Annotated in this window: 24 protein-coding genes; 5 read left to right on the forward strand and 19 right to left on the reverse strand. The window is 41.8% G+C overall.

The genetic code is table 11. The annotated features are described in order from the left end of the window. Nucleotides 1-63: 63 nt before the first annotated feature. The 7 genes from QUF73_10625 to QUF73_10655 all read right to left on the reverse strand — a co-directional run bounded on the left by QUF73_10625 (nt 64) and on the right by QUF73_10655 (nt 7,586). Nucleotides 64-858, reverse strand: a complete 795-nt coding sequence (locus QUF73_10625) for an ABC transporter ATP-binding protein (GenBank protein MDM5226674.1) — start codon at nt 856-858, stop codon at nt 64-66. Continuing rightward, on the reverse strand, nt 833-1,855 hold the full coding sequence (locus tag QUF73_10630; GenBank protein ID MDM5226675.1) for an ABC transporter permease: 1,023 nt from the start codon (nt 1,853-1,855) through the stop codon (nt 833-835). The genes QUF73_10625 and QUF73_10630 overlap by 26 nt, the downstream gene beginning before the upstream one ends. Nucleotides 1,856-1,982: 127 nt before the next feature. Next, nucleotides 1,983-2,993: an ABC transporter substrate-binding protein gene (locus QUF73_10635; GenBank protein ID MDM5226676.1), complete on the reverse strand. Its 1,011-nt coding sequence runs from the start codon at nt 2,991-2,993 to the stop codon at nt 1,983-1,985. Between the two features lie 190 nt (nt 2,994-3,183). Then, nucleotides 3,184-3,960 carry an enoyl-CoA hydratase-related protein gene (locus tag QUF73_10640; protein MDM5226677.1) on the reverse strand — a complete coding sequence of 259 codons (777 nt, stop codon included), beginning with the start codon at nt 3,958-3,960 and terminating at the stop codon, nt 3,184-3,186. Between the two features lie 127 nt (nt 3,961-4,087). Next, nucleotides 4,088-5,644 (reverse strand): fatty acid--CoA ligase family protein, encoded by a 1,557-nt coding sequence (locus QUF73_10645; GenBank protein ID MDM5226678.1) that lies wholly within the window; start codon nt 5,642-5,644, stop codon nt 4,088-4,090. A gap of 205 nt (nt 5,645-5,849) precedes the next feature. Beyond that, nucleotides 5,850-6,839 carry a lipoate--protein ligase gene (locus tag QUF73_10650; GenBank protein MDM5226679.1) on the reverse strand — a complete coding sequence of 330 codons (990 nt, stop codon included), beginning with the start codon at nt 6,837-6,839 and terminating at the stop codon, nt 5,850-5,852. A 12-nt stretch (nt 6,840-6,851) separates the two neighbouring features. Continuing rightward, complete coding sequence (locus QUF73_10655; protein ID MDM5226680.1) at nt 6,852-7,586, reverse strand: MBL fold metallo-hydrolase; 735 nt, start codon at nt 7,584-7,586, stop codon at nt 6,852-6,854. A 328-nt stretch (nt 7,587-7,914) separates the two neighbouring features. Between QUF73_10655 and yhfH the strand changes: the two genes are divergently transcribed. Then, nucleotides 7,915-8,049, forward strand: coding sequence for a protein YhfH (yhfH, locus tag QUF73_10660; GenBank protein ID MDM5226681.1), 135 nt, complete (start codon nt 7,915-7,917; stop codon nt 8,047-8,049). Nucleotides 8,050-8,101: 52 nt separating this feature from the next. On the opposite strand, the gene QUF73_10665 is transcribed toward yhfH, so the two are convergent. The 5 genes from QUF73_10665 to hemE all read right to left on the reverse strand — a co-directional run bounded on the left by QUF73_10665 (nt 8,102) and on the right by hemE (nt 14,607). Continuing rightward, nucleotides 8,102-10,270 (reverse strand): YhgE/Pip domain-containing protein, encoded by a 2,169-nt coding sequence (locus QUF73_10665; protein MDM5226682.1) that lies wholly within the window; start codon nt 10,268-10,270, stop codon nt 8,102-8,104. A 73-nt stretch (nt 10,271-10,343) separates the two neighbouring features. Further along, nucleotides 10,344-10,916, reverse strand: a complete 573-nt coding sequence (locus QUF73_10670) for a TetR/AcrR family transcriptional regulator (protein ID MDM5226683.1) — start codon at nt 10,914-10,916, stop codon at nt 10,344-10,346. Between the two features lie 117 nt (nt 10,917-11,033). Then, nucleotides 11,034-12,473 carry a protoporphyrinogen oxidase gene (gene hemY, locus QUF73_10675; protein MDM5226684.1) on the reverse strand — a complete coding sequence of 480 codons (1,440 nt, stop codon included), beginning with the start codon at nt 12,471-12,473 and terminating at the stop codon, nt 11,034-11,036. A 30-nt stretch (nt 12,474-12,503) separates the two neighbouring features. After that, entirely contained in the window at nt 12,504-13,436 is a 933-nt protein-coding gene (hemH, locus tag QUF73_10680) for a ferrochelatase (protein MDM5226685.1), read from the reverse strand. A 124-nt stretch (nt 13,437-13,560) separates the two neighbouring features. Next, on the reverse strand, nt 13,561-14,607 hold the full coding sequence (gene hemE, locus QUF73_10685) for a uroporphyrinogen decarboxylase (GenBank protein MDM5226686.1): 1,047 nt from the start codon (nt 14,605-14,607) through the stop codon (nt 13,561-13,563). A gap of 316 nt (nt 14,608-14,923) precedes the next feature. Here hemE and QUF73_10690 point away from each other — a divergent pair, with 316 nt between their 5' ends. Beyond that, on the forward strand, nt 14,924-15,433 hold the full coding sequence (locus QUF73_10690) for an antibiotic biosynthesis monooxygenase (protein ID MDM5226687.1): 510 nt from the start codon (nt 14,924-14,926) through the stop codon (nt 15,431-15,433). A 316-nt stretch (nt 15,434-15,749) separates the two neighbouring features. On the opposite strand, the gene QUF73_10695 is transcribed toward QUF73_10690, so the two are convergent. Genes QUF73_10695 through liaF form a run of 3 tightly spaced genes read right to left on the reverse strand, consistent with a single transcriptional unit; the run spans nt 15,750 to nt 18,274 of the window. Further along, nucleotides 15,750-16,388: a response regulator transcription factor gene (locus QUF73_10695; protein MDM5226688.1), complete on the reverse strand. Its 639-nt coding sequence runs from the start codon at nt 16,386-16,388 to the stop codon at nt 15,750-15,752. Next, nucleotides 16,385-17,431, reverse strand: coding sequence for a sensor histidine kinase (locus QUF73_10700; GenBank protein ID MDM5226689.1), 1,047 nt, complete (start codon nt 17,429-17,431; stop codon nt 16,385-16,387). Before QUF73_10700 ends, QUF73_10695 begins: the two co-directional genes overlap by 4 nt. A 6-nt stretch (nt 17,432-17,437) precedes the next feature. Further along, nucleotides 17,438-18,274, reverse strand: coding sequence for a cell wall-active antibiotics response protein LiaF (gene liaF, locus QUF73_10705; protein MDM5226690.1), 837 nt, complete (start codon nt 18,272-18,274; stop codon nt 17,438-17,440). Nucleotides 18,275-18,514: 240 nt separating this feature from the next. Between liaF and QUF73_10710 the strand changes: the two genes are divergently transcribed. After that, nucleotides 18,515-19,921 carry a hypothetical protein gene (locus QUF73_10710; protein MDM5226691.1) on the forward strand — a complete coding sequence of 469 codons (1,407 nt, stop codon included), beginning with the start codon at nt 18,515-18,517 and terminating at the stop codon, nt 19,919-19,921. Nucleotides 19,922-19,960: 39 nt separating this feature from the next. Here the strand turns inward: QUF73_10710 and QUF73_10715 are convergent, their stop codons facing one another. Next, nucleotides 19,961-20,617, reverse strand: coding sequence for a phosphatase PAP2 family protein (locus QUF73_10715; protein ID MDM5226692.1), 657 nt, complete (start codon nt 20,615-20,617; stop codon nt 19,961-19,963). A 159-nt stretch (nt 20,618-20,776) separates the two neighbouring features. Between QUF73_10715 and QUF73_10720 the strand changes: the two genes are divergently transcribed. Beyond that, nucleotides 20,777-21,982 (forward strand): M20 family metallopeptidase, encoded by a 1,206-nt coding sequence (locus tag QUF73_10720; protein ID MDM5226693.1) that lies wholly within the window; start codon nt 20,777-20,779, stop codon nt 21,980-21,982. Nucleotides 21,983-22,285: 303 nt separating this feature from the next. Here the strand turns inward: QUF73_10720 and QUF73_10725 are convergent, their stop codons facing one another. From QUF73_10725 to QUF73_10735, 3 genes are all read right to left on the reverse strand, one after another. Next, nucleotides 22,286-23,011, reverse strand: coding sequence for an EcsC family protein (locus QUF73_10725; GenBank protein ID MDM5226694.1), 726 nt, complete (start codon nt 23,009-23,011; stop codon nt 22,286-22,288). A gap of 63 nt (nt 23,012-23,074) precedes the next feature. Beyond that, nucleotides 23,075-24,295 carry an ABC transporter permease gene (locus QUF73_10730; GenBank protein MDM5226695.1) on the reverse strand — a complete coding sequence of 407 codons (1,221 nt, stop codon included), beginning with the start codon at nt 24,293-24,295 and terminating at the stop codon, nt 23,075-23,077. After that, entirely contained in the window at nt 24,288-25,028 is a 741-nt protein-coding gene (locus QUF73_10735) for an ABC transporter ATP-binding protein (GenBank protein ID MDM5226696.1), read from the reverse strand. The genes QUF73_10730 and QUF73_10735 overlap by 8 nt, the downstream gene beginning before the upstream one ends. A gap of 649 nt (nt 25,029-25,677) precedes the next feature. Here QUF73_10735 and QUF73_10740 point away from each other — a divergent pair. Continuing rightward, nucleotides 25,678-26,097: an HIT family protein gene (locus tag QUF73_10740; protein MDM5226697.1), complete on the forward strand. Its 420-nt coding sequence runs from the start codon at nt 25,678-25,680 to the stop codon at nt 26,095-26,097. Nucleotides 26,098-26,184: the final 87 nt, after the last annotated feature.

The raw sequence follows: 26,184 nt of genomic DNA on the forward strand, positions 1-26,184 counted from the left end.
TTATTGAAATATTTACAAAACAAACAAGCCGGACAAAGCCAAAAGCCTTTGTCCGGTCTCCCTTTAGATTAATACAGCCTTATCGCTGCTCATTTTCTCTCCGCGGATTTTTTGGAATTCTTCAAGCAGTTTTTCTACAGTCAAATCTTTCTTTTGGTCTTCATTTGTTTCAAAAATGATTTGGCCCTTGTCCATCATGATCAGCCTATTTCCCAGGTCAAGTGCCTGCTGCATATTGTGGGTCACCATTAATGTGGTAAGTTTATATGTTTCCACAATCTCTTTCGTAAGGCTGGTAATCAATTCTGCACGAGCCGGGTCCAAGGCAGCGGTATGTTCGTCCAAAAGCAATATTTTAGGCTCTGTAAAAGTCGCCATCAACAGGGATAATGCCTGCCTCTCCCCGCCTGACAGCAGTCCGACTTTCGCTGAAAGCCTGTTTTCCAATCCAAGGTGCAGCATTTCCAGCTTTTCCCGGAAAAAGTCGCGGCGTTTCTTGGAAACTCCTTTGCGAAGGCCGCGTGCCATAGTTCTCGAATAAGCAATGGCCAGATTTTCCTCTATCGTCATGGAAGGGGCTGTTCCCGCCATCGGATCCTGGAAAACGCGTCCAATCAGCCTGGATCTTTTATGTTCCTTCACAAGAGTGACATCAGTGCCATCAACCAGCACTTCTCCTATATCAGGAATCAATTTGCCGGAAATCATATTCATAAGGGTAGATTTTCCCGCTCCATTGCTGCCGATAACCGTCATGAAGTCGCCTGGCTTTAAATGAAGATTGATTCTGTGAAGTGCTGTTTTTTCGTCTGGAGTTCCCTCATTAAACACTTTATGAATCTGATTTAATTGCAGCAAGATGTTCACCACTTTTCCCGTAAGCATTAGTTTTTTTCGCTTCCGCTAATCTCCGCCGCTTTCTCTGCTTATCTTTTTGCTGCTGAATAAGCTTGGGCAGAATCAGCGCACCAATCACGATTACTGCTGTGATTAGCTTCATATCTCCTGTTTCAAGGAATTCAACTCTCAATGCAAGAGTTACTATAATACGATATAAAATGGCTCCTCCGATGACAGCCAGCGTTGCTCGAACAATTGTTTTTGCACCAAAGATTGCTTCTCCAATGATTACGGATGCAAGTCCGATGATAATCATGCCGATTCCCATTCCGACGTCACTGAATCCGTTATACTGTGCCACTAATGCTCCAGAAAAAGCAACCAGTGCATTTGAAATGCCCAAGCCAGCTATCTTCAGAAGATCTGTATCAGCAGAAAAGCTTCGGATCATCGTCTCATTGTCGCCTGTTGCACGTATAGCCAGGCCAATATCTGTCTTTAAGAAAAGATCAATCAATACTTTCACAGCAAAGGCTAATAGTAGCATTAAAATCAGAATACCCCAGGTCTTTGGGACGAAACCCATTCCCAGTGCCCCAAACAGGCTTTGAATAGCCTGATCAATCCCAAGCCCCTGCCAGAATGCTGTAAGCTTTGTGATAGCCGTTTCCTCAGACAGCAGAGGAACATTTGACTTTCCCATAATTCGGAGATTGATAGAGTACAATGCGATCATCATTAATATTCCGGACAAGAGGGCATTAATTTTTCCTTTTGTATGAAGAAGGCCTGTAAGGCAGCCTGCTGCAAAACCCGCAAGCAAAGCTGTCATTGTTGCCAAAAATGGATTGTATCCTCCTACTATCATGACAGCTGCTACAGATGCGCCCGTTACAAAGCTTCCATCCACCGTCAGATCGGGAAAATCCAGTATTCTGAATGATAGGTAAACCCCCAATGCCATTAAGGCATAAATTGCTCCTGCCTCAATGGAACCAAAGATCGCTGTTGGCATAGTAATCTCCCTTTCTATTAGAAAAGCGTAAGCGCCTTGCCCACCCCCGACACCTCGAGGGGGTAGGCGCTGAAGCTAGACAGTTATCGAGGTGAAAAGCGCAAGCGCTGGTGGTTATTTGCTGGTATTACTCCACAAACTCAGCAAGATCGCTCCATTCCTCTTTTAAATCAATTCCCATTTCTTCTGCAGCCTTTTTATTGATTACCAGCTTAAGATTCTGCGGATATTGGACAGGAAGTTCGGATGGTTTCTTGCCGTCTTTTAAAATTTTTGCAGCCATTTCCCCAGCTTCATACCCGATATCTTCATAGTCAAATCCGTAAGCAGCAAAGCCCCCGCGTTTAACAGAATCCAGCTCTCCTACGAATAGCGGGATGTCATTATCGTTTGAAACCTGAATGACGGATTCCAAAGCGGAAACGACAGTATTATCCGTAATAATATAGATGGCATCTGCTTTTCCGACAAGTGATTCTGCAGCCTGTTTCACTTCGGAGGAATTGGATACGGTAGCTTCGGCCAATTTCATATCTGTACCAGAAAGAGCTTCCTTCACCTTTTCAATCTGCACCTCTGAATTTTGTTCTCCAGAATTGTAAATAACGCCCACCGTTCCAGCCTCAAACTGTTCATCTATAAATTTAACCATTTTGGGTATCGCATCAGGATGCGTATCTGTTGTACCAGTTATATTTCCTTCAGGTGAATCCATTGATTTTACTAATTGCGCACCCACTGGATCAGTTACTGAAGTAAATACAATCGGTATATCCTTCGTTGCATTCAGTGCACTTAATGCACTGGGGGTAGAGTTGGCAAAGATCAGGTCTACTCCATCACCGGCAAAATTATTGGCAATGGATTGATTATTATTCTGGTCCCCCTGAGCAATCTGGACATCGTAGCTTGCTTCAATACCGGAATCCTCTAATGCCTTTTTAAAGCCCTCCAGTGCCGCATCTAACGAAGGATGCTCGACAATCTGCGTAACTCCTATTTTAAATGATTCTTCCTTTTCTTTATCGGAAGAACCGGCATCTCCATTTGTGCTTTCACTGCCGCAGCCGCTTAGCAGCAATGTTCCCATAAGGCCTGCTGCAGCTATTGCTTTAAATGATTTTATTCTCTCTAACATACTAGATGATCCCCCTTTTATCTCTATCTTTTCACTTCAGCACTTTTATGCTTTTATGCTTTTATTCACTAAATTATATAGTTAACAGCCTAACTATTCAAGATGTTTTTTAATAATTTTCTAAAAATTATTATTTTAAAAGAAAAGACACAGCAAGATTCTGCCGTGTCCCATTACTTACTTATTCATTTTATTTCCCTTTAAACTCAGGTTTTCTTTTTTCAGCAAAGGCTGCAAGAGCTTCAACTCTATCTTCTGTTGGGATAATGACTTCATATGCCTTCCTTTCAATCTGAAGCCCAGTCTGCAAATCGACGCCCATGCCATGCTTTACAGCAAATTTAGCCTGCTGAAGGGCAAGCGGGCCGTTATTAAGCATTTGTCCGGCAAATTCAAAACAATCATTTAAGAGATTTTCTTTTTCAGTCACTCTGGTAAGGATGCCGTATTCAAGCGCTTCTTCAGACGTAAGCCTTTTAGCCGTCAAAATTAATTCAAGGGCTTTGGCCTGGCCAATCAATCTTGGGAGCCTTTGAGTGCCGCCTGCTCCTGGTATTATGGCTAAACTTGTTTCTGTAAGTCCCATGGAAGTGCCTGAAACTGAGATGCGGAAATCGCAGGATAGAGCCAATTCCATCCCGCCCCCAAAGGCAAAACCGTTAATAGCAGCGATAGTAGGCTGCGGAAGCTGATCAACCAGCGAGAATACCTCACCTATTTTATATATATTTCGGCGGACTTGTTCTTCAGATAGGGTCCTGCGCTCTTTTAAATCTGCACCCACACTGAATGCTTTTTCTCCTGCCCCTGTAAAAATCACTGCACGAACATCAGGGCTGGTGCGCAGTTTCTCAACTGATTCCTGAAGCTCCGATAAAGTCTCAAAATTAAAAGCATTCAATGCATCAGGGCGGTTAATCGTTACGACCGCAATATGACCTTTTGTTTCGACTGTAATAGAACTCATATGTATCTCTCCTCTTCCCAGTGCTATCTAAATAATTCGATAAATTCCGTGAAAACCCTTTCAAATATAGTCAATTTGAAATTAGAAAAGTAAAGGACAGACACATCCAATGCCTGTCCTAAAAAGCCTATTTAGTCTGAAGAACCTGATTCTTCAATGCTCTCCGCAAAATTTTACCAGTCGTGTTCTTTGGAAGCTCCTCTAAAAACTCGATCGATGCCGGCACTTTATATTTAGCCAGATGCTCAGCACAGTATGCAAGCAGCAATTCTTCTGTCAGCTGAGGATTTTTAGATACTGCATAGCACCTCACCGCTTCTCCCAGATTCGGGTCAGGCACGCCCAATACAGCAACTTCAACTACATCCTCGTGATTATAGAGCACCTCTTCTACTTCCCGCGGATACACATTATATCCGCCGACTAAAATAAGGTCCTTTTTGCGGTCAACGATATAAAAGTAGCCTTCCTCATCCTTTTTTGCGAGGTCTCCTGTATAAAGCCAGCCATCGCGAATAGTAGCCGCGGTTTCTTCCGGCAGCTTGTAGTAGCCCTTCATCACGTTGGGCCCGCGTACAATCAGTTCACCTACTTCGCCAACAGAAACTTCCTCTCCCAGTTCATTTACGACCTTATTCTCAACATTCATAATGGATTGCCCGATCGAGCCTGCTTTTCGCGGCTTATTAAGCGGATTGAAGCAGGTAACCGGAGAAGCTTCTGAAAGACCATATCCTTCTGAGACAATGACATTGAATTTTTTCTCAAAGCCATGAAGAAGTGCAACAGGCATGGCAGCACCGCCCGAAATGCAAAGCCTTAACGATTTCAGATCTTCCGGATTGCCATCGTTATACTGAAGAAGGAAATTGTACATGGTCGGAACGCCGGCAAAAACAGTAGGTTCATATTTTTTAGCTAGTCTAAAAATCTCTTTCGGGCTGAATTTTGGATCTATTAAAATAGTAGCCCCATTCATCAGCGGTGCATTGAGAGCAACCGTTAAACAGAAAACATGAAACATCGGCAAAGTAGTGATAACCCGGTCATTTTCGTTCATGTGCAAATAGTCGCTGACATCCTTTGCATTGCTGTAGAGGTTTTTATGTGTCAGCATGGCACCTTTTGGCTTGCCTGTCGTACCCGATGTATATAGGATAACGGCTGTTTCATCTTCTTCGAGTTCAGGGCCTCTATAATCCAAATCTCCTGAAGCTACCACCTGTGTAAACGATTTCATTTTTGAGAAAGCTGATAATGCAGACGGGTCGACTTTTGATGCCTGTCCCTGCGGGGTTTCACAAATAATAAAGTTCTCCACCTTTGGAAGAGCCTGATGCATCTTCTCAATCAAAGGCACTAATAGATCAAGCGTAACAACCGCTTTTACATCACCATTATTAACAATGTAGCCAATTTCATCAGGTGTATAAATTGGGTTGATCGGTATGACAGTTGCCCCAAGCCGCAGTGCTCCATGCAGGCCGATGACAAAATGCGGTGAATTCCCCAGTAAAAGAGCAATATGATCTCCTTTTTTCACTCCCAGCTTTGAGAGCCCATCCGCAAATTTGGTTACAGCACCATCAAGCTCCGCATATGTACTGGACTGGTCCATAAAATAATAGGCAGTCTTATTGCCCATCTTGATCGCCGTTCCATGCAGCTGCTCTGTTAAATTCATTTACACTCCCCCTATAATGAATGAATAATCATTCATTTTTATTAAATAAATTTTCTAAATATATTATATTGAAAGAAATTTTTGTATTCAAGTAGGAAAGCGAATTGTTCACAATTTCTTTTTTACAGCGAAACTGCCTTTCGCAAGACTTTATATAAATATAAGAAAAGCCGGCATTATGCCAGCTTTTCAATAAAGGACCGCATTAATAAACCAGGTTGATAAATTCGGTCTTTTCCACATTTCCGAAGTAATGCTTCATGTCCACTCCTTCAAGAACAATTTCAATCTCTGACTTTTCATAACGAATTCCTGTAAGCTTGTTTTCAATTTCGCTTACATCGCCAACCCCAAAAAAGTCTCCGCAAATTTTACATTCCTCAATTTTTCCTTTTGTGACATTAAGTCTAATATCAATTTGCCCCACTGGGAAACGATGCGAGTGCTGAAGATCAAATTTGGGAGATTTTCCATAATTCCAATCCCAGTTTTGATAGCGCTCCTTGGACAGCTGGTGAATTTTTTCCCAATCAGCATTCGTGAGCTTGTACTCTGGAATTTCATCTAAATCACCAAAAATATTCTTAAGCAGCAAAGTGCGAAATTCTTGAATTGTGATTTTTTTATCCAGGAACTCTGAGATATTAGCAACCCGGCTTCGAATAGATTTAATGCCTTTCGATTCAATTTTATCTTTCTTTACCTTTAGTGCCGAAACTACACTTTCTATTTCGGAATCAAACAAGAGGGTACCATGGCTAAACATTCTGCCTTTAGTAGAAAACTGGGCATTCCCGGATATCTTTCTGCCCTCTGCCATCAGGTCATTTCGGCCGCTCAATTCAGCATTAACACCAAGCTTCTGCAAAGCTTCTACAACTGGTTCGGTGAACTTTTGAAAGTTATGGAAACTTTCTCCATCATCTTTTGTGATAAAGCTGAAGTTGAGATTGCCTAAATCATGATAAACAGCCCCGCCGCCAGAAAGCCTTCTGACCACATGGATGCCATTGTTCTCGACATATTCAGTATTAATCTCTTCAACGGTATTCTGGTTTTTTCCAATAATAATGGAAGGTTCATTAATATAAAAAAGCAAATAGGTTTCTTCAATATCAAGATTCTTTAGTGCATATTCCTCAATAGCAAGGTTTATTCTGGGATCGGTGATTCCCTGGTTGTCAATAAAAAGCATCTGGTTTCCTCCTCAAAAAGTATGGGACCATTGATAATCCGCAATAGAAATAGGACCTGTATATTTTGTTGAAGCCTCTTCCTTCAGTTTTCGAAGTTCACCATAATGAGGCAAATGAGTCAGCAGCAAATTTTTCACATTTGCTTTGCTGGCCAGTGTTCCAGCATCCAAGCTTGTCATATGCCCTGCATTTTTTCCATTTTGATGCCCATAAAAATTGCATTCGCAAACTAATAAATCAGCATTTTCGCTAAATACAGCCAGCTCTTCTTTATATGAGGTATCAGCCGTATAAATAAGCGTTTTGCCGTCTGCTTCAATTCTCATTGCATAGCATGGCACAGGGTGATTAGTCTTTAAAAAGCGAATTTGAAACGGCCCTGCAAAGAGAGTGCCATCAGGATCATAGCAGACTCCTTTTGTGATATCTTTGTATGTAAATTTGGCAAATTCATGCTGATCAAGGGAATGACCATAAATCGGGAGTGTATCTGTTTTCCTCCCCAAAAAACCCTGAATGAGCCTGGCATGCTGCAGAACCCCTATATCCGCAATGTGATCTGGATGGTAATGCGAGATAATCAATGCATCCAATTCTTCTGGCTGAAAAAAATTCTGCATTTTTGAAAGAACGCCGCTTCCGCAGTCGATCAGCAAATGAAACCCTTCATGCTCCAGCAAATACCCTGAACTGGCCCCGTCTGCTTTAGGATAACCGCCCCAGCTCCCAATTACAGTTAACTTCATCACGTTTCCCCCTTATTAAAAAAGCGCAAGGCGCCCGCCTTTTCCAGCATAGGCCTGAAAGCCGATGGCGCCTGGAGTCAGACAGTTATCTAACTTCAGAGTTTATACACTTATCACTTTAGAAAAGCGTAAACCTTAAGCTATGACTTATAGCCAAACTCTCAAGAAAGACCCGGCTTTCCTATGTCCAATATACTCGATTATGCCTATTTTTTCACTTTTTTAAAATTGTATTGAAACAGAAGTTGACATATAAACTCTGTTATAATACAATTAACTTAAATAATCAAACTATTTAGAACAAAATCACAAATCAGGAGGCTTCAACATGATTCAAAACATTATGGAGTTTTTCAGAAACCTGCCGGCAAAACAATGTTCAGAATGCGGGAAGTCGATCGAAGAGCAGCATGAATGCTACGGAAACAAGTGTGATAAATGCATGGGAATAACAGATTTATAGAATAATATATTAAAAGCCAGCCCTGTGGGCTGGCTTTGTTTTTTGCTTATAATCAATCAGCCTGCCCTGCAGCAGCTGCAAATTTTTTCTTGTGCATTGCAGTAAAGTAAACAAAAGTTCCTGCAATGAACAGGGCAGCGAAACTCAATAGAATGACTGCATTCTCCCACATGAAATCAAAATTTCCGCTAGAAATGGCAGCCTTTAGTCCGGATACAGAATAGGTCATAGGCAAGTATGAACTGATTGGCTGAAGTGCATTAGGAATCAGCTCAAGCGGGAAAGTACCAGCACTTGTTGTCAGCTGAAGAATCAATATGATTATTGCAGCAAACCGGCCAGGATCACCCATGACGGTGACAAAAAATTGAATCAGCGCTATGAAAGTAATGCTGGTTATGATTGTAAACAGAAGAAACAAAGGTACACTCTGCACTTCCAGGCCAAGTCCCAGCAATAGAATCATGGCTGCAATGAGACCCTGAATAATGCCTATTCCAGCAAGGATCCCAAACTTGCTTGCAAACCAGCTAAATCCTGACCGCGGAACGCCAGCCGGCTCCCGAAGCGGGAATACAATAGAAAGAAGCAGAGCACCTACGAAAAGGCCAAGAGACAGAAAATAAGGCGCGAACCCTGTACCATAGTTAGGAACTTCTGTAATCTTCTCATTATCTATTTCTACCGGATTTGCCATCATATTATAAGTTTTATCGCTGGCATTTACAGATGAAGCATTTTCAGCGCCATCGGCTAATTTATTTGCTAACTCCGAAGATCCTTCATAAATTTGTGTATTACCTTCAGCTACTTTGCCTGCGCCATCTTCAAGCTGTTTTGTGCCATCTGCAAATGCAGCTGAACCTTGGGTCAGTTTGCCAAGCCCGCCTGACAAATCTGCTGCACCGCCTGCTAGCCTGTCTGCTCCGGTTTGTGCTTCACCAAATTTCTGAGCAAATGTTTCCATTCCAGCACCGAAATCTTTATGGCCCTGTACTAGCTGCTGAGAACCAGTTTCCAGCTCGGATGCCCCTTGGGCAAGCTGATTTATTCCCTGCTGGAGCTGCAGCTGTCCTCCATTTAGCTGCCCCATTTTTTGGGACAATTCGGCTCCTCCTGCTGATAGTTTGCCAGCTGACTCAGCAAGCTGGGCTGATCCAGCCTTCAGCTGGGCAAGCGCAGGCTGAAGCTCAGCTTTTTCAGGAGATCCCTCTGGAAGCTGCGAAATAAAGCCCTGCAGCTTTTGCTCTAAAAGAGCAGTGCCTCCGCTGAGTTTTTGTGCCTCCGTTTGCCATTGTTCCAGAGATGAAGATAAGGTTTTCGCTCCATTTTCAAGCTGCTCGGTTCCATCAATCATAACAGGAAGTTTTTCCTTTACTGTAACAATCCCTGCCTTTGTTTGTGTAACACCTGCAGAAAGCTTTTCACTTCCAGATTTCAGCTGATCAGATGCTTTACTTAATTCTGATTGGCCTTCAGCCAGTTTGCCTAATCCTTCTGAAAGGGATTTAGCTCCTTCTGCCATTTCCTCTGAACCTTTGCTTGCTGAGCTTACACCATTATTGAATTCAATGGATTTATCGGCCAATAGCTCCAGCTTCTTATGCAGCGTGTTAGAACCATCCTTTAAATCTGCAGATCCTTCACTGATTTGAAGGGCCCCGTCACTTGCCTCTCCAATGCCATCTGCCAGTTCCCCTACCTTATCGAACATAGTTTCAGCATATGTTTCAGTCACTTTTTCCGACAGAGACGCTTTAATTTTTTCTACAGCTGTTCCGCCAATTTGAGCTGATAAAAAATTGTAGCTCTCATTGGGAACGTAAATCAGGTTCATTTTCTGCGGATTGTCTTCCAGAAGAGTGGTTGCATCCTTGGAAAAATCCTTAGGGATTTCTACAAGCATATAATATTGCTGATCATTTAGATCTTTATATGCTTCCTCTTTATCAACAAATTGAAAATTAAAGTCCTTGCTTTCCTTTAATTTATCAACGAGGTCATCGCCCAGATGCAAGTCATTTTCTTCAAATGCAGCACCGGCATCCTCATTAACGATAGCAACAGGCAGATCATCTAAATGATCGTACGGATCCCAAAATGCCCAAAGAAACATTCCGCTGTATAAAATAGGAATAAACATTACTGCGATAATAGGAATCAGCAGCTTTTTGTTTTTTATAATTGCTGTAAACTCCTTCAAGAAAAGTTTGTTCTTCACCGTAAATCCCTCCGTTATCACTTAATGACTAAATCCCTCATTTGGTCATTTCTCTGAAAAAATTTAGGACTATCTAATTCGATAATCCTTTCATAATGTATTGTTCAAACAGCATAGCTATTTTTTCTTTTTCTAAAGGTTCATGACGCTGCTCCCAGTCAAATATGAGAGCAATATAAAGCTTCAGCATCACAAAAGATGTCAGTTCCGGATCGCATTGACGGATTTCTCCTTTTTCAATCGCTTGTGCAACATTGTCTTTTACATAATTTAATATCGCATCCTCTACTCTCCCAATGACATCTGTAACAGCAGGAGTTCCCATTTCCTTTGCTTCCTGGAAAAGCTTGATTGTCAGCTGATGCTTCATGCGGAATTCAAGTATCTTATACAATCCCCGATGAACATTTTTATGAAAGGGCAAAGAAGGATCAAGCGCTTCATCAGCTGCGCTTTTCATTTCCACGATGAGCGTATGGATAATTTCATCAAACAGCTCTTCTTTATTTTTAAAGAAATTATAAATAGTGCCTTTTCCTACATTTGCAAGCTTTGCAACTTGATCCATAGTGGTTGCTTTATATCCAAACAGAGAAAATGATTTAGTGGCTGCCTCAATAATTTGCTGTTTCCGATCTGCTGACATGAACTCACCTCTTTAAAAAAAAATGACTAAATGAACAATTTGGTCATTAGTACAAAAAGTAATTTATCATACTATAATTGAAAAAGCAACCTGAAATGATTCCAATTTAAAAAGCTGTCACACCCGGACAGCTTTTTGCTTGTTGCTTTGCAAGTATTCAACTGCATTTCTCACTGCCTCTTCTGCCTGATCTATGCAGTCAGGAATGCCAAGACCTTCAAATGAACTTCCTGCCAGAAAAATACCCGGAAGCTTTTCCTGTGCCTGTTTCTTTGCCAGCCCGATGCGTTCTTTATGTCCTACAGTATACTGCGGCATTGAATCCTTCCATCTTGTTACATAAACAAAATCCGGATTCATTTTAATATTCATTGTTTTATTTAAATCATCAAGTACAACTTTAACAATTTGATCATCTGACAGATCTACCACAGCTTCATCACCGGCTTTGCCAACGTAACAGCGCAGAAGCACTTTTCCCTTGGGGGTCGAATGGGGCCATTTCTTATGTGTCCAGGTACATGCAGTAATGGTGTAATCACTATGGCGTGAAACAACAAAACCGGTTCCGTCAATATCCCTTTCAATCGCTTCCTCAGGAAAAGCCAGCGCTACATTTGCCACTGAAGTGGACGGCATTTCTTTGAACTGTTCAAAAAGTCCCCAGCCAGAGAATATGCTGCACAGAGCATGGTGGGGAACAGCCATAACCATGCAATCTGCCTGTAGGTTTTCTCCGCCATTCATTTCAACTGTATAGCCTCTGCCAGCCTTCATAATCGATTCAATGCGATGGCCTTTCAGTACAGTTCCAGCTTCAAGCTTGCTCTCTAGGGCATCGACAAGTGATTGAAGCCCTGATTTGAAAGTAAGGAACATCCCTTCTTTGCTCTTGCGGTTTGCGGCTTGTTTCGGCTGAGATCCTGTGGACTTTTTCATTCCCAGAATTAAACTTCTATACTTCTGTTCAACCTGATAAAACTGCGGGAAAGTGGCCATTAGGCTTAATTGATCAATATCGCCAGCATATATGCCTGAAAGAAGCGGTTCTATCAAATTATCGACAACTTCGTCACCAAGCCTTCTTCTGAAAAAGGCACCCAGTGACTGATCATTGGAAGGATTGGAGCGCGGCAGCACAAAATCCGCCGCAGCTCTTGCCTTCCCTGCGGGAGAGAATAAGCCGGTTGTAATAAATGGAGCAATTTGTGTAGGGATGCCCATGATGGATCCGCCCGGCATTGGAAATAGACGCTGCCTTACAAGCACATAGGACTTACCGGATGTATTTCTCACAAGCTCTTTTTCCAGGCCTGCTTCCTTGGCAAGCCGGGACGCACTTTGTTTACGGGCCAAAAAGGAATCTGGCCCTCTTTCGATCACAAAGCCGTCTCGTGTTATCGTTTGAATCTTGCCGCCAAGTCGATGTGAGGCTTCTATGAGCTTTACATCCAGGGCCATTCCTTTTTCTTTGGCTTCCTTCTGCAGATAGTAAGCTGCAGCAAGACCAGTAATTCCTCCTCCGGCAACAACAACTTTCTGTCTCTCTCCCTGCACGGTAAATCGCCTTCTTTTCTAATTTTTTGCTTATCTATTCAGCAATTTAAAAATGGCATCAGACATCGCATCAATAAACTCTGGCTGCGAATTTGGCATTTCGGGACGATAATAGCTTGCACCAAGCTCATCAGTGACAACTTTGCATTCATAGTCATTGTCGTACAGCACTTCAAGATGATCTGACACAAAACCGACAGGAGTATACACAAATGCCTTGAAGCCCTTGTTTTCATAAAGGTCTCTTGTCAAATCCTGTACATCAGGACCAAGCCAAGGCTCAGGTGTGTTTCCTGCACTTTGCCAGCCAACGGCATAGTTTTTGATACCAGCCTGCTCGGCAATGAGGTCAGCTGTTTCCTGCAGCTGATGCGGATATGGATCCCCTGATTTCAGAATTTTTTCCGGCAAACTATGTGCAGAAACAATTAACACTGCAGAATCTTTTTCCTCGGCAGGCATTTTATCGAATGTTTCCTTTACACGATCGGCCCAATATTTGATAAACTTAGGCTCTTTATACCAGCTTTCAACTGATTTTATTACAGGACCGCCAAGCTTTTCAGCCTCTTCTTTGGCTCTGCCGTTATATGATTTTACGCTAAAGGTTGAGAAATGAGGTGCAAGAACAATGCTGACAGCCTCTTCAATCCCATCCTCATGCATTTGTTTAACCGCATCTTCTACGAAAGGTTCAATATGCTTTAACCCTAAATACATTTTGAATTCATAATCGTCCTGAATTTCATTTAAATGCTGTTCAAGTTTTTCAGCCTGATCTTTAGTAATTTTGGCAAGCGGTGATATTCCGCCAATCGCTTCATATCTGCTTCTTAAATCTTCAAGCATTTCCTCAGAAGGCTTTCTTCCCCTGCGGATATGTGTATAGTAACGCTCAATGTCTTCTTCCTTATAGGGAGTTCCATAAGCCATTACAAGTAAACCCATTGTTTTTTTACCCATGTCATCCACCTCAAATTATTTCTGTCTCCAGTTTTTATTGTGCCAAAAAACAAATCGATTACCAAAACTAATGCTCATAGCAATATGCAAATGCAGCCTGCTATCGCATAAAGCAAACCGGAGGCTACTTGCTTAGTTTTGAAGCAGAGTATTCATGAATAAAAGTTGTTAATTTTCTTAATGTGTCCGGATTAACTTCAGGGAAAACACCATGCCCAAGATTGAATATATAACCCGGCTGAGCCATTCCCTGATCGAGAATTGCTTTAGCTTTTTCCTCTATAGCCTCCCATGGTGCAAGGAGAATAGCCGGATCAAGATTACCCTGAACTGTTTTGGTGATGCCTTTTGCCCTTGCTTCCTGAATCGGAAGTCTCCAGTCCAGCCCAACTACATCAAGCGGCAGATCATGCCACTCCAATGCCAGGTGGCTTGCGCCTACACCGAACATGATCAGCGGGACATTCTCTTCTTTTAAGGCAGAGAAAATACGATTCATTACAGGCTTAATAAAATAGCGGTAATCCTCCACATTTAAGGCGCCAACCCATGAATCGAAAATCTGGATGGCTTTTGCACCTGCTTTGACCTGGGATTTCACATATGTAATAGTCATTTCCCCAAGCTTTTCCATTAATGCAAACCAGGCTTTAGGTTCTGCATACATGAATGCTTTCGTTTTGTTGTAATTCTTTGATGGTCCGCCTTCAATCATATAACTGGCAAGAGTAAATGGAGCCCCTGCAAAACCGATTAGAGGCACAGTCAACTGCTCTTGAGTAAGAAGCTTAATAGTATCCAGTACATATGGAACGTCATCTTCCGGATTTATTTCCCCAAGCTTCTCTACATCCGCTATGGAACGGATTGGATTTGAAATAACAGGGCCGATTCCTGATTTAATTTCCACATCAACCCCAATGGCAGGAAGCGGTGACATAATATCTTTATAAAGAATGGCAGCATCGTTGTTATATTGCTCTACCGGCAGCCTTGTAACATAAGCACAAAGCTCAGGCTGGTGCGTAATTTCGAATAGGGAGTATTTTTCTTTTATCGCTCTATATTCCGGCTGCGAGCGGCCAGCCTGGCGCATATACCAAACAGGAACATAATCTGTCTGTTCCCCCCTTGCTGCCTTCAGAAATGTATCATTAAATGAGTTTGTCATTAAATTTTATCCACCTTTCAAGACTTGTCTGCGTATTATTGTAATATATATATACCAAAATTAGAAATCGCCAGTATCTATCCTTTATGACTATATCCTTTTTTCTCTGTTTTTGTATAGATTTGAAGGCCAAATGTCAAAAATTTGACGTTTTTAACTGTCTAAATAAGGGAAAATTAAAGATTGTAAGGATATTAGCACATTAAAAATTTAAATTCATGAGTGAAGTGTTTATGATGTAGATTCTATTAATAGCATGATGCTTTCACTAAAATGAAAGAACACTATAAAACTTTTCCAAGTGGAGTGAGAAAAAATGAAGATATATATGGCCAGAGGAACTTACGATTTTTTGAAAAAAATTGAGGAAAAGCACTCCGATGAAACCATGGTTGCAATGCAAAATACGGAGAGTGCCTTATTAATCCATGAAACTGCTGGCGCCTCCATCTTTAAAGAACCTCGTTCCTATGAAGTAATAGATTCTTCCGGGACATTCAAGGATGCAGGATTTGCAGTTCTGAATAATATACCTGTTACAGAGGAAGGCAGGCCGCTTTTTGAGCACCGATTTAAAAACAGGGCGGGACTTATCGAAAATGAACCGGGATTTGCGGCTATCCGGGTTCTGCGGCCTCTTGAATCAAACACATATATCATTCTAACGCTATGGCGGGATGAAAAATCCTTTAAGAACTGGCAGAATTCCAAAGCATATGAAAAAGCACACGAAAAACGCGGGACGGAAAGCGGCATCGATAAGACACCTAATATATTCTCCAGCCCTTCATATGTGACCCAATATTCTATCCCTGAAGAAGAGTAATAAGAAAAGCGGAAGCTCCTTGCCCACGAAGGAACGCAGACTAAGAACGCCACGTCCTCCCAAAAGCTACCGCTTTCGGTCGTGCGATGTATCGCTGCCGTAGCTTTCCTTGTCCTGTGGCAACGTCTGCATGACCCCCATCCTAGGGGCCCCAAGCACAAGACGAGCCTTCCGGAAAGGCGTCCTTTGCTCTTTGGGAGGATTGGCTTGTGACCTCGAGGGGGCAGGCTGCTTGCGCTAGACAATTATCTGACTTAAGAATTCATACATTCTTATAATTAAATAAAAGGATGAGCTGCATCGGGCTCATCCTTCTCTATGCCTGCTTTTTAATTATGCCATTTCGATTGGCATAAACCGCTGCCTGTGTACGGTCAGTAACGCCCAGTTTACTAAGGATATTGCTTACATGTGTTTTGACTGTTTTGATGCCAATGAACAATTCTTCACTTATTTCCTGGTTTGTCATCCCTTCCCCAATGCAGAGCAGGACATCAAACTCCCTTTCAGTTAAATCGTCATGAGGCTTTTTCTCTTTTTCTCTGAAACGGCTTACCATTTTCCCTGCAACCTTTGATTCAATAACGGGCTCTCCTTTTGCAGCTTTCTTAATTGCATTCACAACCTCGGAAGCATTTGCTGTTTTAAGCATATAGCTGAACGCACCCGCTTCAATTGCCGGAAAAACTTGTTCATCATCGTAATAGCTGGTTATGATTATAATTTTGCATCCAGGATAGCTTTTTAAAATCTCCCTTGTCGCTTCAATTCCGTTCCCATTTTCCATCAGCAGATCCATCAGAACGATTTCCGGCCGTTCTTTGAGTACAAGCTTTACAGCTTCATTTCCGCTTTCTGCTTCCCCAATCACCTCTATGCCAGCTTCCGTTGCCAAATAAGAAATAATGCCTTTTCTTACCATTTCATGATCATCCACTACAGCAACCCTGATCATTTCAGCCTCTCCCCTTTTGCCGGAATTTTAATATCTATATAGGTTCCTTCGTTCTTCTTAGAACGAATTTTGAATATTCCTCCAACTTCTTCGCAGCGTTCCCTCATTGTCTTAAGCCCATAGGAGGTTATCCTCTCTTTATGAGGATTAAAACCTTTTCCATTATCAGCAATAAAAAGATAAATGTAATCTTCTTCTTCCGTTAAGGTTATTTTTATATTCCCTGCATCAGCATGGCGGAGCACATTTGATAGGGCTTCCTGGACAATCCGAAACAAATGCTCTTCCGCTGCTTTCGAAAGATTCTCGATCTCATCAATGCTTGCGTGAAAATCGATGTTTGTCTTGGCCTTTAACTCCTGTATCAGCTTAATAATTCCATCGCATAGCCTGTCATCACTCAGCTGCACAGGCCTCAAATGGAGAAGAAGCGCCCTCATTTCCCCCTGCGCTTTCGCAGCGATTTCCGAGACTTCATTTAACTGCTCCCTTGCTTTATCACTATCAAAATCAAAAACTCTTAGGGCAGCTGAAGACATCATACTCAAAGCGAAAAGCTGCTGGCTCACTACATCATGCAGATCTCTTGCCAGACGCTGTCTTTCTTCCATCACAGCAGCTGAATGGGCTGTTTGTGCCAGGATAGACTTTTCATCAGCAAGCCGCTGCATGGAAAAAACCTGCTCCTGGATATTTTCCGCCAGCTGATTCAGTTCATCTGAAATTAACCCTATCTCATCTTTTTCATAAGATTCCATCCGATCAGCATACTTACCGCTCCTCAATGTTGAAACAAATAATAAAATATCACCGAGCCTGCCTTTAATTAAGTAGCTTCCCTTGAGCCCAAAGTAGGCTCCCGTAAGAAGTAAAATGGTTAAAGCATACAAAAAAAGCCAGAAGGTGCTCTTTATCGTCATTGGCGATTCAGGATTATAAAATAGATACACCTGTAATCCGACAAAAAAGATTAATGAACTTATAATGGCCATCATAATAAAACTCTGTACAAACCAATACCTGATCCCGGTTTTTTTCATCATATACCCCTATACTTTGTCGATCCGGATGGATCCAATTTTTACTTGTACAGCGATTCTCAGCTTTCTTGATGCTTCATCGTAACCGGGCGACTTATATTGAAGACTGCGGTTAATGTCACCTGTCTTTTGATCAAAAATGCGAATGTCTCCTATATTAATATTTGACTGGATCATCACCGGAATGTTTTCAGGGATAATCATTTTTACATCCCCAATCCACCCTCTTACAATGACAGGTGTCTCTTTCTCCGGGATGAAGGCCTTGCTGAAATCAATAAAATAATCACCGATCATTGTATATAAATCCATTGGCTCCAAAGACCAATTTGGCTGTTTAAAATCCACATCACCAATCGAAAAACCTCTTATATTTTTAAGCGGCTGCGGGCTTTCGTATTTTGAGATATTAATAATCTTCTTCTCCGCTGCACCTTTGTTTTTTCCATATATATCCGCCGGAAAATCCTGATCAAAATGAATCTTTAAACGGTCTCGTTTCAATAAAATATTAATCCCGATAAAAATAAGAAAAAGGGGCCAGAGTTTCCATATTTCCATAAACCTAAATTCAATTACTTCGAAACGATCAAGGATTAATAAAAATGAAAATACTATTAGAAATAACCCGGGAAACATTCCGCTCCGGCTTTTCTTCAACAAATATGACAGCAGATAATGACATCCTGCAGCCAATAGAATAAAGGGGTAAATTACGACAAATACCTCTTTTATTTCCAAGGAAATGACACCTATGTTCATAAGGAGAAGCAAAATTCCAACTGCTGATAAAGTTACCGCGAAGATTATCTGATTAACTGACTTGTATCTCATAGGCGTTCCCATCCTTCTTTTCTCCTAATCTTGTATTCGCTAAAATAGAAACCTTTTCCTCCAATATATTCATTTTATCACTCAGCTATTTTATGCAAACATTCCGCAGAGTGGTTCACCCTCCGCCTCCGGACGGATGCAATCCATATCACCATTTATTTCTTTCCATCATATTCTGTACTACATTCCAAATCGGGTGATTCGCCTAAATCGGCGCTTCTCTTATGGAATTATGAAAGGGGGAAACTATAGATGGGAGTTGAACTAACAGCCATCCATTGGATTTATGTTCTTTTTATTCTGTTTATTATTGGTTTCATGATTATGAGGAGAGATACAACCCTTGTCTGTATTGCAGGCATCTTTTTAATTGCCATTACGGCTACCGGCTCCTTAAGCAGTTCAGTCAGCAGTATTTTTACCAGTTTTATATTTGCTATTACAGAACTCCTTTCCACTATATTGGTCATTTCGATAATCGTCGCCATGAGCCGGACACTGACCACAACTGGAATCAATGATGTCATGATCTCTCCTTTTACCAAATTAATCAGAACACCAGCACTTGCCTATTGGACTATTGGGATTTTGATGATGGTCATCTCATGGTTTTTTTGGCCATCTCCTGCAGTTGCATTAATGGGAGCAGTACTTCTTCCAGTAGCCATTCGGGTTGGATTGCCTGCTTTGGGCGCGGCCATGGCCATGAACCTATTCGGGCATGGCATTGCACTATCTGGCGATTTTATAATCCAGGCTGCACCGAAGTTAACTGCCGATGCAGCCGGGCTTCCTGTCGGGGAAGTCATATCAGCCAGTATTCCGCTTGTTATTATTATGGGAGCAGTGACAACTATTACAGCTTTTTATCTTATAAAGAGAGACATGAAAAGCGGAAAACTGACTGCAGCAACAGGACTCACCGTGGGTACCCCTGCTGAACTTCAGTCTGACGCCAGTCAACAACATCTGCTATCACTTCATCAAAAGCGTTTTTTTGCGCTATTCATACCTTTTTTATTTGCTGCTGATGTTACTGCCATGTTTGCACTGGACCTCCAGGGCGGTGACGCTACAGCTTTAATAGGCGGGACATCGATTTTCATCCTTTTGATGATTACGCTATCGGCCCATCGCAATAAAGGCCTTGAAAAAACAACTGGCTATTTAGTTGAAGGCTTCCAGTTTGGTTTTAGGGTATTTGGCCCTGTAATTCCAATTGCAGCTTTCTTTTATCTGGGGGACGCTGGATTTACACAAATGATAGGAGACTTTCTGCCAAAAGACTCTCATGGAATCGTTAATGATCTTGGAGTTGGCCTGGCTTCTGCTGTCCCTTTAAGCAAAGAAGTAGGCGCCATTACATTAACAGTGGTTGGAGCCATTACCGGCCTGGACGGATCTGGTTTTTCCGGCATATCACTTGCCGGCTCGATTGCAAGCCTGTTCGCAGCAGCCATAGGCACAGGTGCGGCAACCTTAACAGCTCTAGGCCAGGTAGCCGGAATCTGGGTAGGCGGCGGTACGCTTGTTCCTTGGGCCCTCATCCCTGCAGCAGCCATCTGTAATGTAGACGCTTTTGAACTGGCTCGCAGGAATTTGCTTCCGGTAACAATTGGTTTAATTGTGACTACTATTGCAGCCATGTTCCTCATTTAAAAAGCAGCAAAGAGACTATCTGCGATAGTCTCTTTGCTTTTATGCCGATTCTCTTTGGTGTGATTTTCTCCTGAACATTGACTTTAGTGCCGCGTAAATGGAAATTGAAATGAATACCCAAATATAGCCTGCTGCAAATCCCGCTGCAATATCTGACGGATAATGTACACCCATCACAATCCGGCTGATTCCCATTAAGAAAATCCAAATGCCAGCTAAAATCGCCGTCATCCATTTTGCAGACTTGGACTTTAATTCGTTAATGATAAAATAGGCAATAACCGTATAAAGGATCATCCCAATCATAGCATGTCCGCTCGGAAAGCTGAGACTCGCCACATCAACCAGATGTTCCTGATCTGGGCGCGGCCTTCCAATTGCCTCTTTAAGCCACTTATTTACTTCATTTCCCGCTGCAACAGCAAAAACAACTGATGCCATCGCTTCATAATTCCTATATTTAAACAAAAGTAACAATAAGAATGCCAATGTGATGATTCCAACACCGGCTTTATCCCCTAAACTGTCCATGGCTTCAAAAAATGGATGAGTGTTTTCTGAAAACAAACCTGTAAAAAATTCCGAAAAATAACGATCAAATATTAGTGATTTTCCGATATTAACAGAAGCCAAAAAATAAAGAAAAACTGCTGCTGATACAGCCAGGAAAAAGTTTGCCCATTTAGATTTATGCATTTCCAATCTTACAAAACCTCCAATTCAGCACTTTAATTTATAGTATCATCTCTTCTTCACTTTTATTATGTTAAGTTTGAGAAAAAAGAAGATTTTCTCCTTTAACCTATTAAAGAATGTTATAATAATGAAAAAATTATGCAATTAGGAGAGGAAATCATGTCCGAAACATTATTTAAAAAACTGGAAAGCTATTACGATGAAATGGTCTCCATCCGCCGCTATCTTCACCAGAACCCCGAAGTATCCTTTAAGGAAGAAAAGACGGCTCACTATATCAAAACCTATTATGAAGATCTGGGTATTGAAGTCCGGGGGCATGTAGGAGGAAATGGAGTTGTTGCTAAAATCCATGGCAGTAAACCAGGAAAAACAATCGCTTTAAGAGCAGATTTTGATGCACTGCCTATCCAAGATGAAAAGGATGTCCCATATAAATCATTGGTACCTGGTGTTATGCATGCTTGCGGACACGATGGACACACAGCAACTTTGCTTGTGCTGGCAAAGGCGCTCAATGAACTTCGGGATGAATTAGAAGGTACATATGTCATGATTCACCAGCACGCCGAGGAATATGCCCCAGGCGGAGCGAAATCGATGATCGAAGATGGCTGCCTTGAGGGAGTCGATGCCATTTTTGGAACTCACCTATGGGCATCCGAACCAACGGGGAAAATTCAATATCGCGTCGGTCCATTTATGGCAGCAGCAGACAGATTTGAAGTTTCCATCCAAGGAAAAGGCGGGCATGGAGCACAGCCTCACAAAACAAAAGATGCGATTGTAACTGCGTCCCAGCTGGTCGTCAATCTTCAGCAAATCGTCAGCAGAAAAGTAAATCCAATAGATTCTGCAGTTGTAACAGTTGGATCCTTCGTAGCTGATAACGCATTTAATGTAATTGCCGATAGAGCAAAATTGATCGGTACCGTCCGCACATTTAACGAGGACGTACGTACCAATATCGAAGAGGAAATTGAGCGCATTGTTAAAGGAACATGCTACACAGCAGACAGCGCCTATGACTATCAGTTCCATAGAGGCTATCCTGCGGTTATTAATCATAAAACAGAAACCGAATTCCTGGCTGAACTTGCAGGGAAGATTGATGAAGTCAAGTGGGTAGAAGAAACAGAGCCTGATATGGGCGGAGAAGATTTCGCTTACTATCTCCAGCAGGTTAAAGGCACCTTCTTCTTTACTGGAGCAAAACCAGAAAACACAGCTGAAAACTATCCGCACCATCATCCAAAGTTTGATATCGATGAAAAAGCCATGCTGATCGCAGCCAAAACATTGGGAACAGCAGCTTTAAACTATCATAGCTTTCAGGAAAGCAAGGATTCTGTTGAGGTAGGATAGTAAGAGGAAATTTGAGATTGGGCCAGGCGACTGGCCCATTTTGTTTGTGGTGGGTGTGGAACTTTTTTTCAGAAGATTTTAAGTTTGGCGCAATAACCTGTTTTCTTGGCTCAATCAATTTCTCTTTTGGCGCATATCTGAATCTCTTCGGCACAATTCTTAAGTTTTCAGCAAATTTACCTGCTTTTTTGGCGCATTAATTTCCTCTCCCGGCGCATAGCTGAATCTCTTCGGCGCAATCCCCGGCCAAATTGGCGCAATTAAACTCACTCGCCTCAATCAAATTGCAAAAAAGCCCCAAGCCTAATCAGGCCTTGGAGCAGTCTTTAATATCCGCAGACGATAAGCATTTTTAGCGGTTTCTCCTAAATGGTCAAGCAAATTATAGTTCGCATACGCCCCAACAGCAGCACCTATACCGGGCACCAGCTGGAGCATCTTAACGAGGTCGATATAATCACGGTATTCCTGCTGAAACACCTTCCAGTCCATGTCTGCTAATGCTTCCTTACGGTCATCCCATTCTTCAATAAGCTTCAGTGTTTCTTTCCTTTTTTCATCACTGGAAAATGCGAGCTGAAATACGTGAAGGAGAAACAGGCGCTCTTCATAATCATTTGTATCAAATCCATATAGGGCAGCAGCCTCAAAAAGAAATTTCATCTTTATGCTCAGCAGCAAAGGAAAATCAGCCAGGCCAAGGAAAATTCCCCCTGCCCCGGTTCCGGCACCTTCGACCGCAGCTGTTTTGCGGTAGGTCGAAATCTTCTCTTCAAGCATGTGATCCATCAATTCAAGGCCGCGGCCGGCAGATTGTTTTTTTCTGGTGGTTGCATTTGATCCAATCAGGGTTGCCTTCACCATATTTTTTATGCTGTCTGTAATAATTTGATGAGCTTTTTCGGGTATTATACTATTTACCTTTGTTTGAGCTTTTTTTGAAAGGCGATTCAGCATACTGGAGCGCTTATTTATTCGTCTCTTCCATTCTTCAATTTCGTGATATGCTTTTAATTCATACTCCCTCATTTTCATACCTGCCTTTTTTCAGGATGACTATATATACGCATACCAGACAGCATTGGTTTCATTTTATGCCCGGCTGCCCGCCAGCCGATTCTGAATATAGAAATGAGTATATACATATGCAAATAAAATCCCTAATGTCAAAGACAGCAGTGATGCCATCCAGCCGCCATTGGCCAGGACAGCCAGCGATAAGAGGAGTGCCTGAACATATAGGATGCTTGTAAGCAGCTGTTTAAAGGAATTCTCCTTTATGTCCCCTTTAACGGGGTATAAGTTCACCCACAGCTTATCCTGATGATGATTCCATAGGGGCAGGAGCTGAAAGCCTGTTAAGTACATGAATAGCGGTACAAGCAGTATTTGTCCCATGCCATACGAAATTAAATAAATCGCTCCGGCACCAATGAACGTTAAACGAATGAATAGACCGAAGTAATCACCAGAACGGAGAAACGTTCGGACAAAAAGGTTTTTAAACGTCGCATCCTGTTTGAAAGGAATGACTGATAGCAGCCAATCAAGCCATTTTCGCCTTTTTACGCGATCTTTCAGCTTTGGAACATCTGTAAACATATTGGCGAGCCTGTAGAAAGACGTCATTCTCCTCTCTTCCTGGTCAATTAAAAACTCCCATTTTAGTCCTTTACCCCTGGATTTCATACTAAAGAACCAGTACAGCAGAATCAGGAGCACGCCTGCCGCCAGCATGAAAATGGGGGAAGCACCGCTAAAAAGAAAATATAGGAACACAGCGTTTACTGCGTAACGCACACATGCATCCAGGATATGTACGCTTGTTTCGATGTAATATTGTATCTTCCAGCGGATCAGCAAATTGATAATTTTTAACGACAGCAAGATAAGCAGAAAAGGTAAAAACGTTCTAAAATTGCCATCATTCACTCTGGCATATATGGGCATGAAAACCCCTAGCCCCATTACGAGGATGTACGCATGCACAAAAAAGCTTACTGCCAGCGAACGCCTAATATAACCTGAAAGCCTATCTTCAAGCGGCAGAAGAAAAATTTTGTCTGCCTCAGAAAAAAATGTATAAATCGGGCTGTATGTAACCAGAAGAGCTAAAATAATTGCCATTACCGCTGCAGCAGGAAAATGACCGGGAAGCGTCTTTATCCATTCCTGATAATAAAAAGCGGCAGTGCCCAAAAGGAACACCATCACAATGACAATATGGCCATTAAAAATATAGCGGAGATAGCGGGAAAGCTCTTTGACTGTCCTCCCGAACCTCTCCTTCCATAATTGTTTTTCATTAAACATAATCTTCTTCCTTTGTGAGCTGGATATATAAATCATCGAGGGTAGCTCCCGGCATAGCAAATTGCTGCTGGAGCTCTGCTAAAGTTCCCTTCGCCCTCACTTTTCCTTCATGCAAAATCACAAAACGATCACAATATCTTTCAGCAGTTGCCAATATATGGGTGGACATAAGAATACCTGCCCCGCTTTCTTTCATTTTCTTCATCAAATCAAGAAGTGATTGAATGCCCAGCGGGTCAAGACCTACAAACGGTTCATCAACAATGTATAATGACGGCTGCACCAGAAAAGCGCACATAATCATTACCTTCTGTTTCATCCCTTTAGAAAAATGGGCTGGAAACCACTTCATTCTTTTTTCCATTCTGAATTCCTTTAGGAGTGATTCCACTCTTGATTTATAATCTGTTTCAGGCAGGCCGTATGCCATGGCTGTAATACGCAAATGTTCTTCCAGTGTTAATTCATCATACAAAATCGGCGTTTCCGGAACAAAGGTGAATTGCTTGCGATACCCTTCCTTATCCTTAAGGAATTGCCTCCCATTGATTGTTATTTCGCCTTCCTTCGGTTCCATTAAGCCAATTACATGTTTGATGGTCGTACTTTTTCCGGCTCCGTTAAGGCCAATCAGGCCGACTATTTCGTTTTCTCCCACATCAAAGGAGACATCCTTCAAGACCGGATTTCTTGTATAGCCGCCGGTAACGTTTTTAATTTCAAGCAGCGCCATTTTCAACGTCCTTCCTACTATATATGTAAGACCATTGTAAAAAAAGCCAAAGGATATTGTCCAGTTTGGGGAAAATTCCTGTATATAAATCCCGAATCCGGAGATTCTAATCTATGAAGGGGAAACAAATCATTTGAACAACATTCAGATGATCAAAACTTGAAATGAGGTGTCTGTCGCAGACAGTTTCCTTTCAGTATAAGCTTCAAACGTTCCTAATAAAGGGGATGGTTGCATTGCACATGAAACCTGATGATCTTAAACACTTGATCGCTTCACCCGAAAGTGGTCACTAAGTCATTTTTTAAATGAGGTGTTTGTTAAAGACTATCATCCATGCTTTATACGCCCGTGAATGCATATAAAGAAATAAGGGGATGGTCCGATTGAACAAAGATCGATTTTCTCTAGATATGAACACAATTCATTCATAAATGAGGTGTTTGTTAAAGAGAATTTACCTGAAGCAGAAACGTTCCAATAGAAGCTTCCCCTTCACCGAAGGCAGGATTCCAAGTGGATCCTGCCTTTTTATTTTATGAATAGTACAATGCAATAATCCTTATTCCCATTAATATGTTTCACTTTTTTGTTTTTTGGCGAATATGGTAGAATTGTGTAAAAGAATATTTGGTTAGGAGCTGACATAATGAACGATTGTATTTTCTGTAAAATAATCAATGGCGAGATTCCTTCAGCCAAAGTTTTCGAAAACGAGCATGTGATGGCGTTTCTGGACATAAGCCAGGTCACTAAAGGGCATACACTTGTCATTCCGAAAGTACATAAAGATAATTTATATGAAATGGATGCGGAAACAGCCCGCAGCTATTTCGAAGCGGTTCCGGAGATTGCAAGAGCTATCAAGGCTGAATTTGATCCCATTGGTTTGAATTTAATTAATAACAATGGCGAACATGCCGGGCAGACCGTTTTCCACTTTCACTCCCACCTTATTCCCCGCTACGGCGAAGGTGATGGCTTAGGAGTTGTATGGAAATCACATCAATCGGAATATTCAGCGTCCGACCTTCAGGAGATTTCTGAAGCTATAAAAAAACATTTATAAATTTACCTTCCTCCTGTTTCTGCAGGAGGAATTTTTTTGCCTCTTTCATCCCCTAATTTTCAAAATGTTCATTTTTTTCTCTGTACA

The organism is Cytobacillus sp. NJ13, from assembly GCA_030348385.1.
In the GTDB taxonomy this organism is placed as follows: domain Bacteria; phylum Bacillota; class Bacilli; order Bacillales; family Cytobacillaceae; genus Cytobacillus.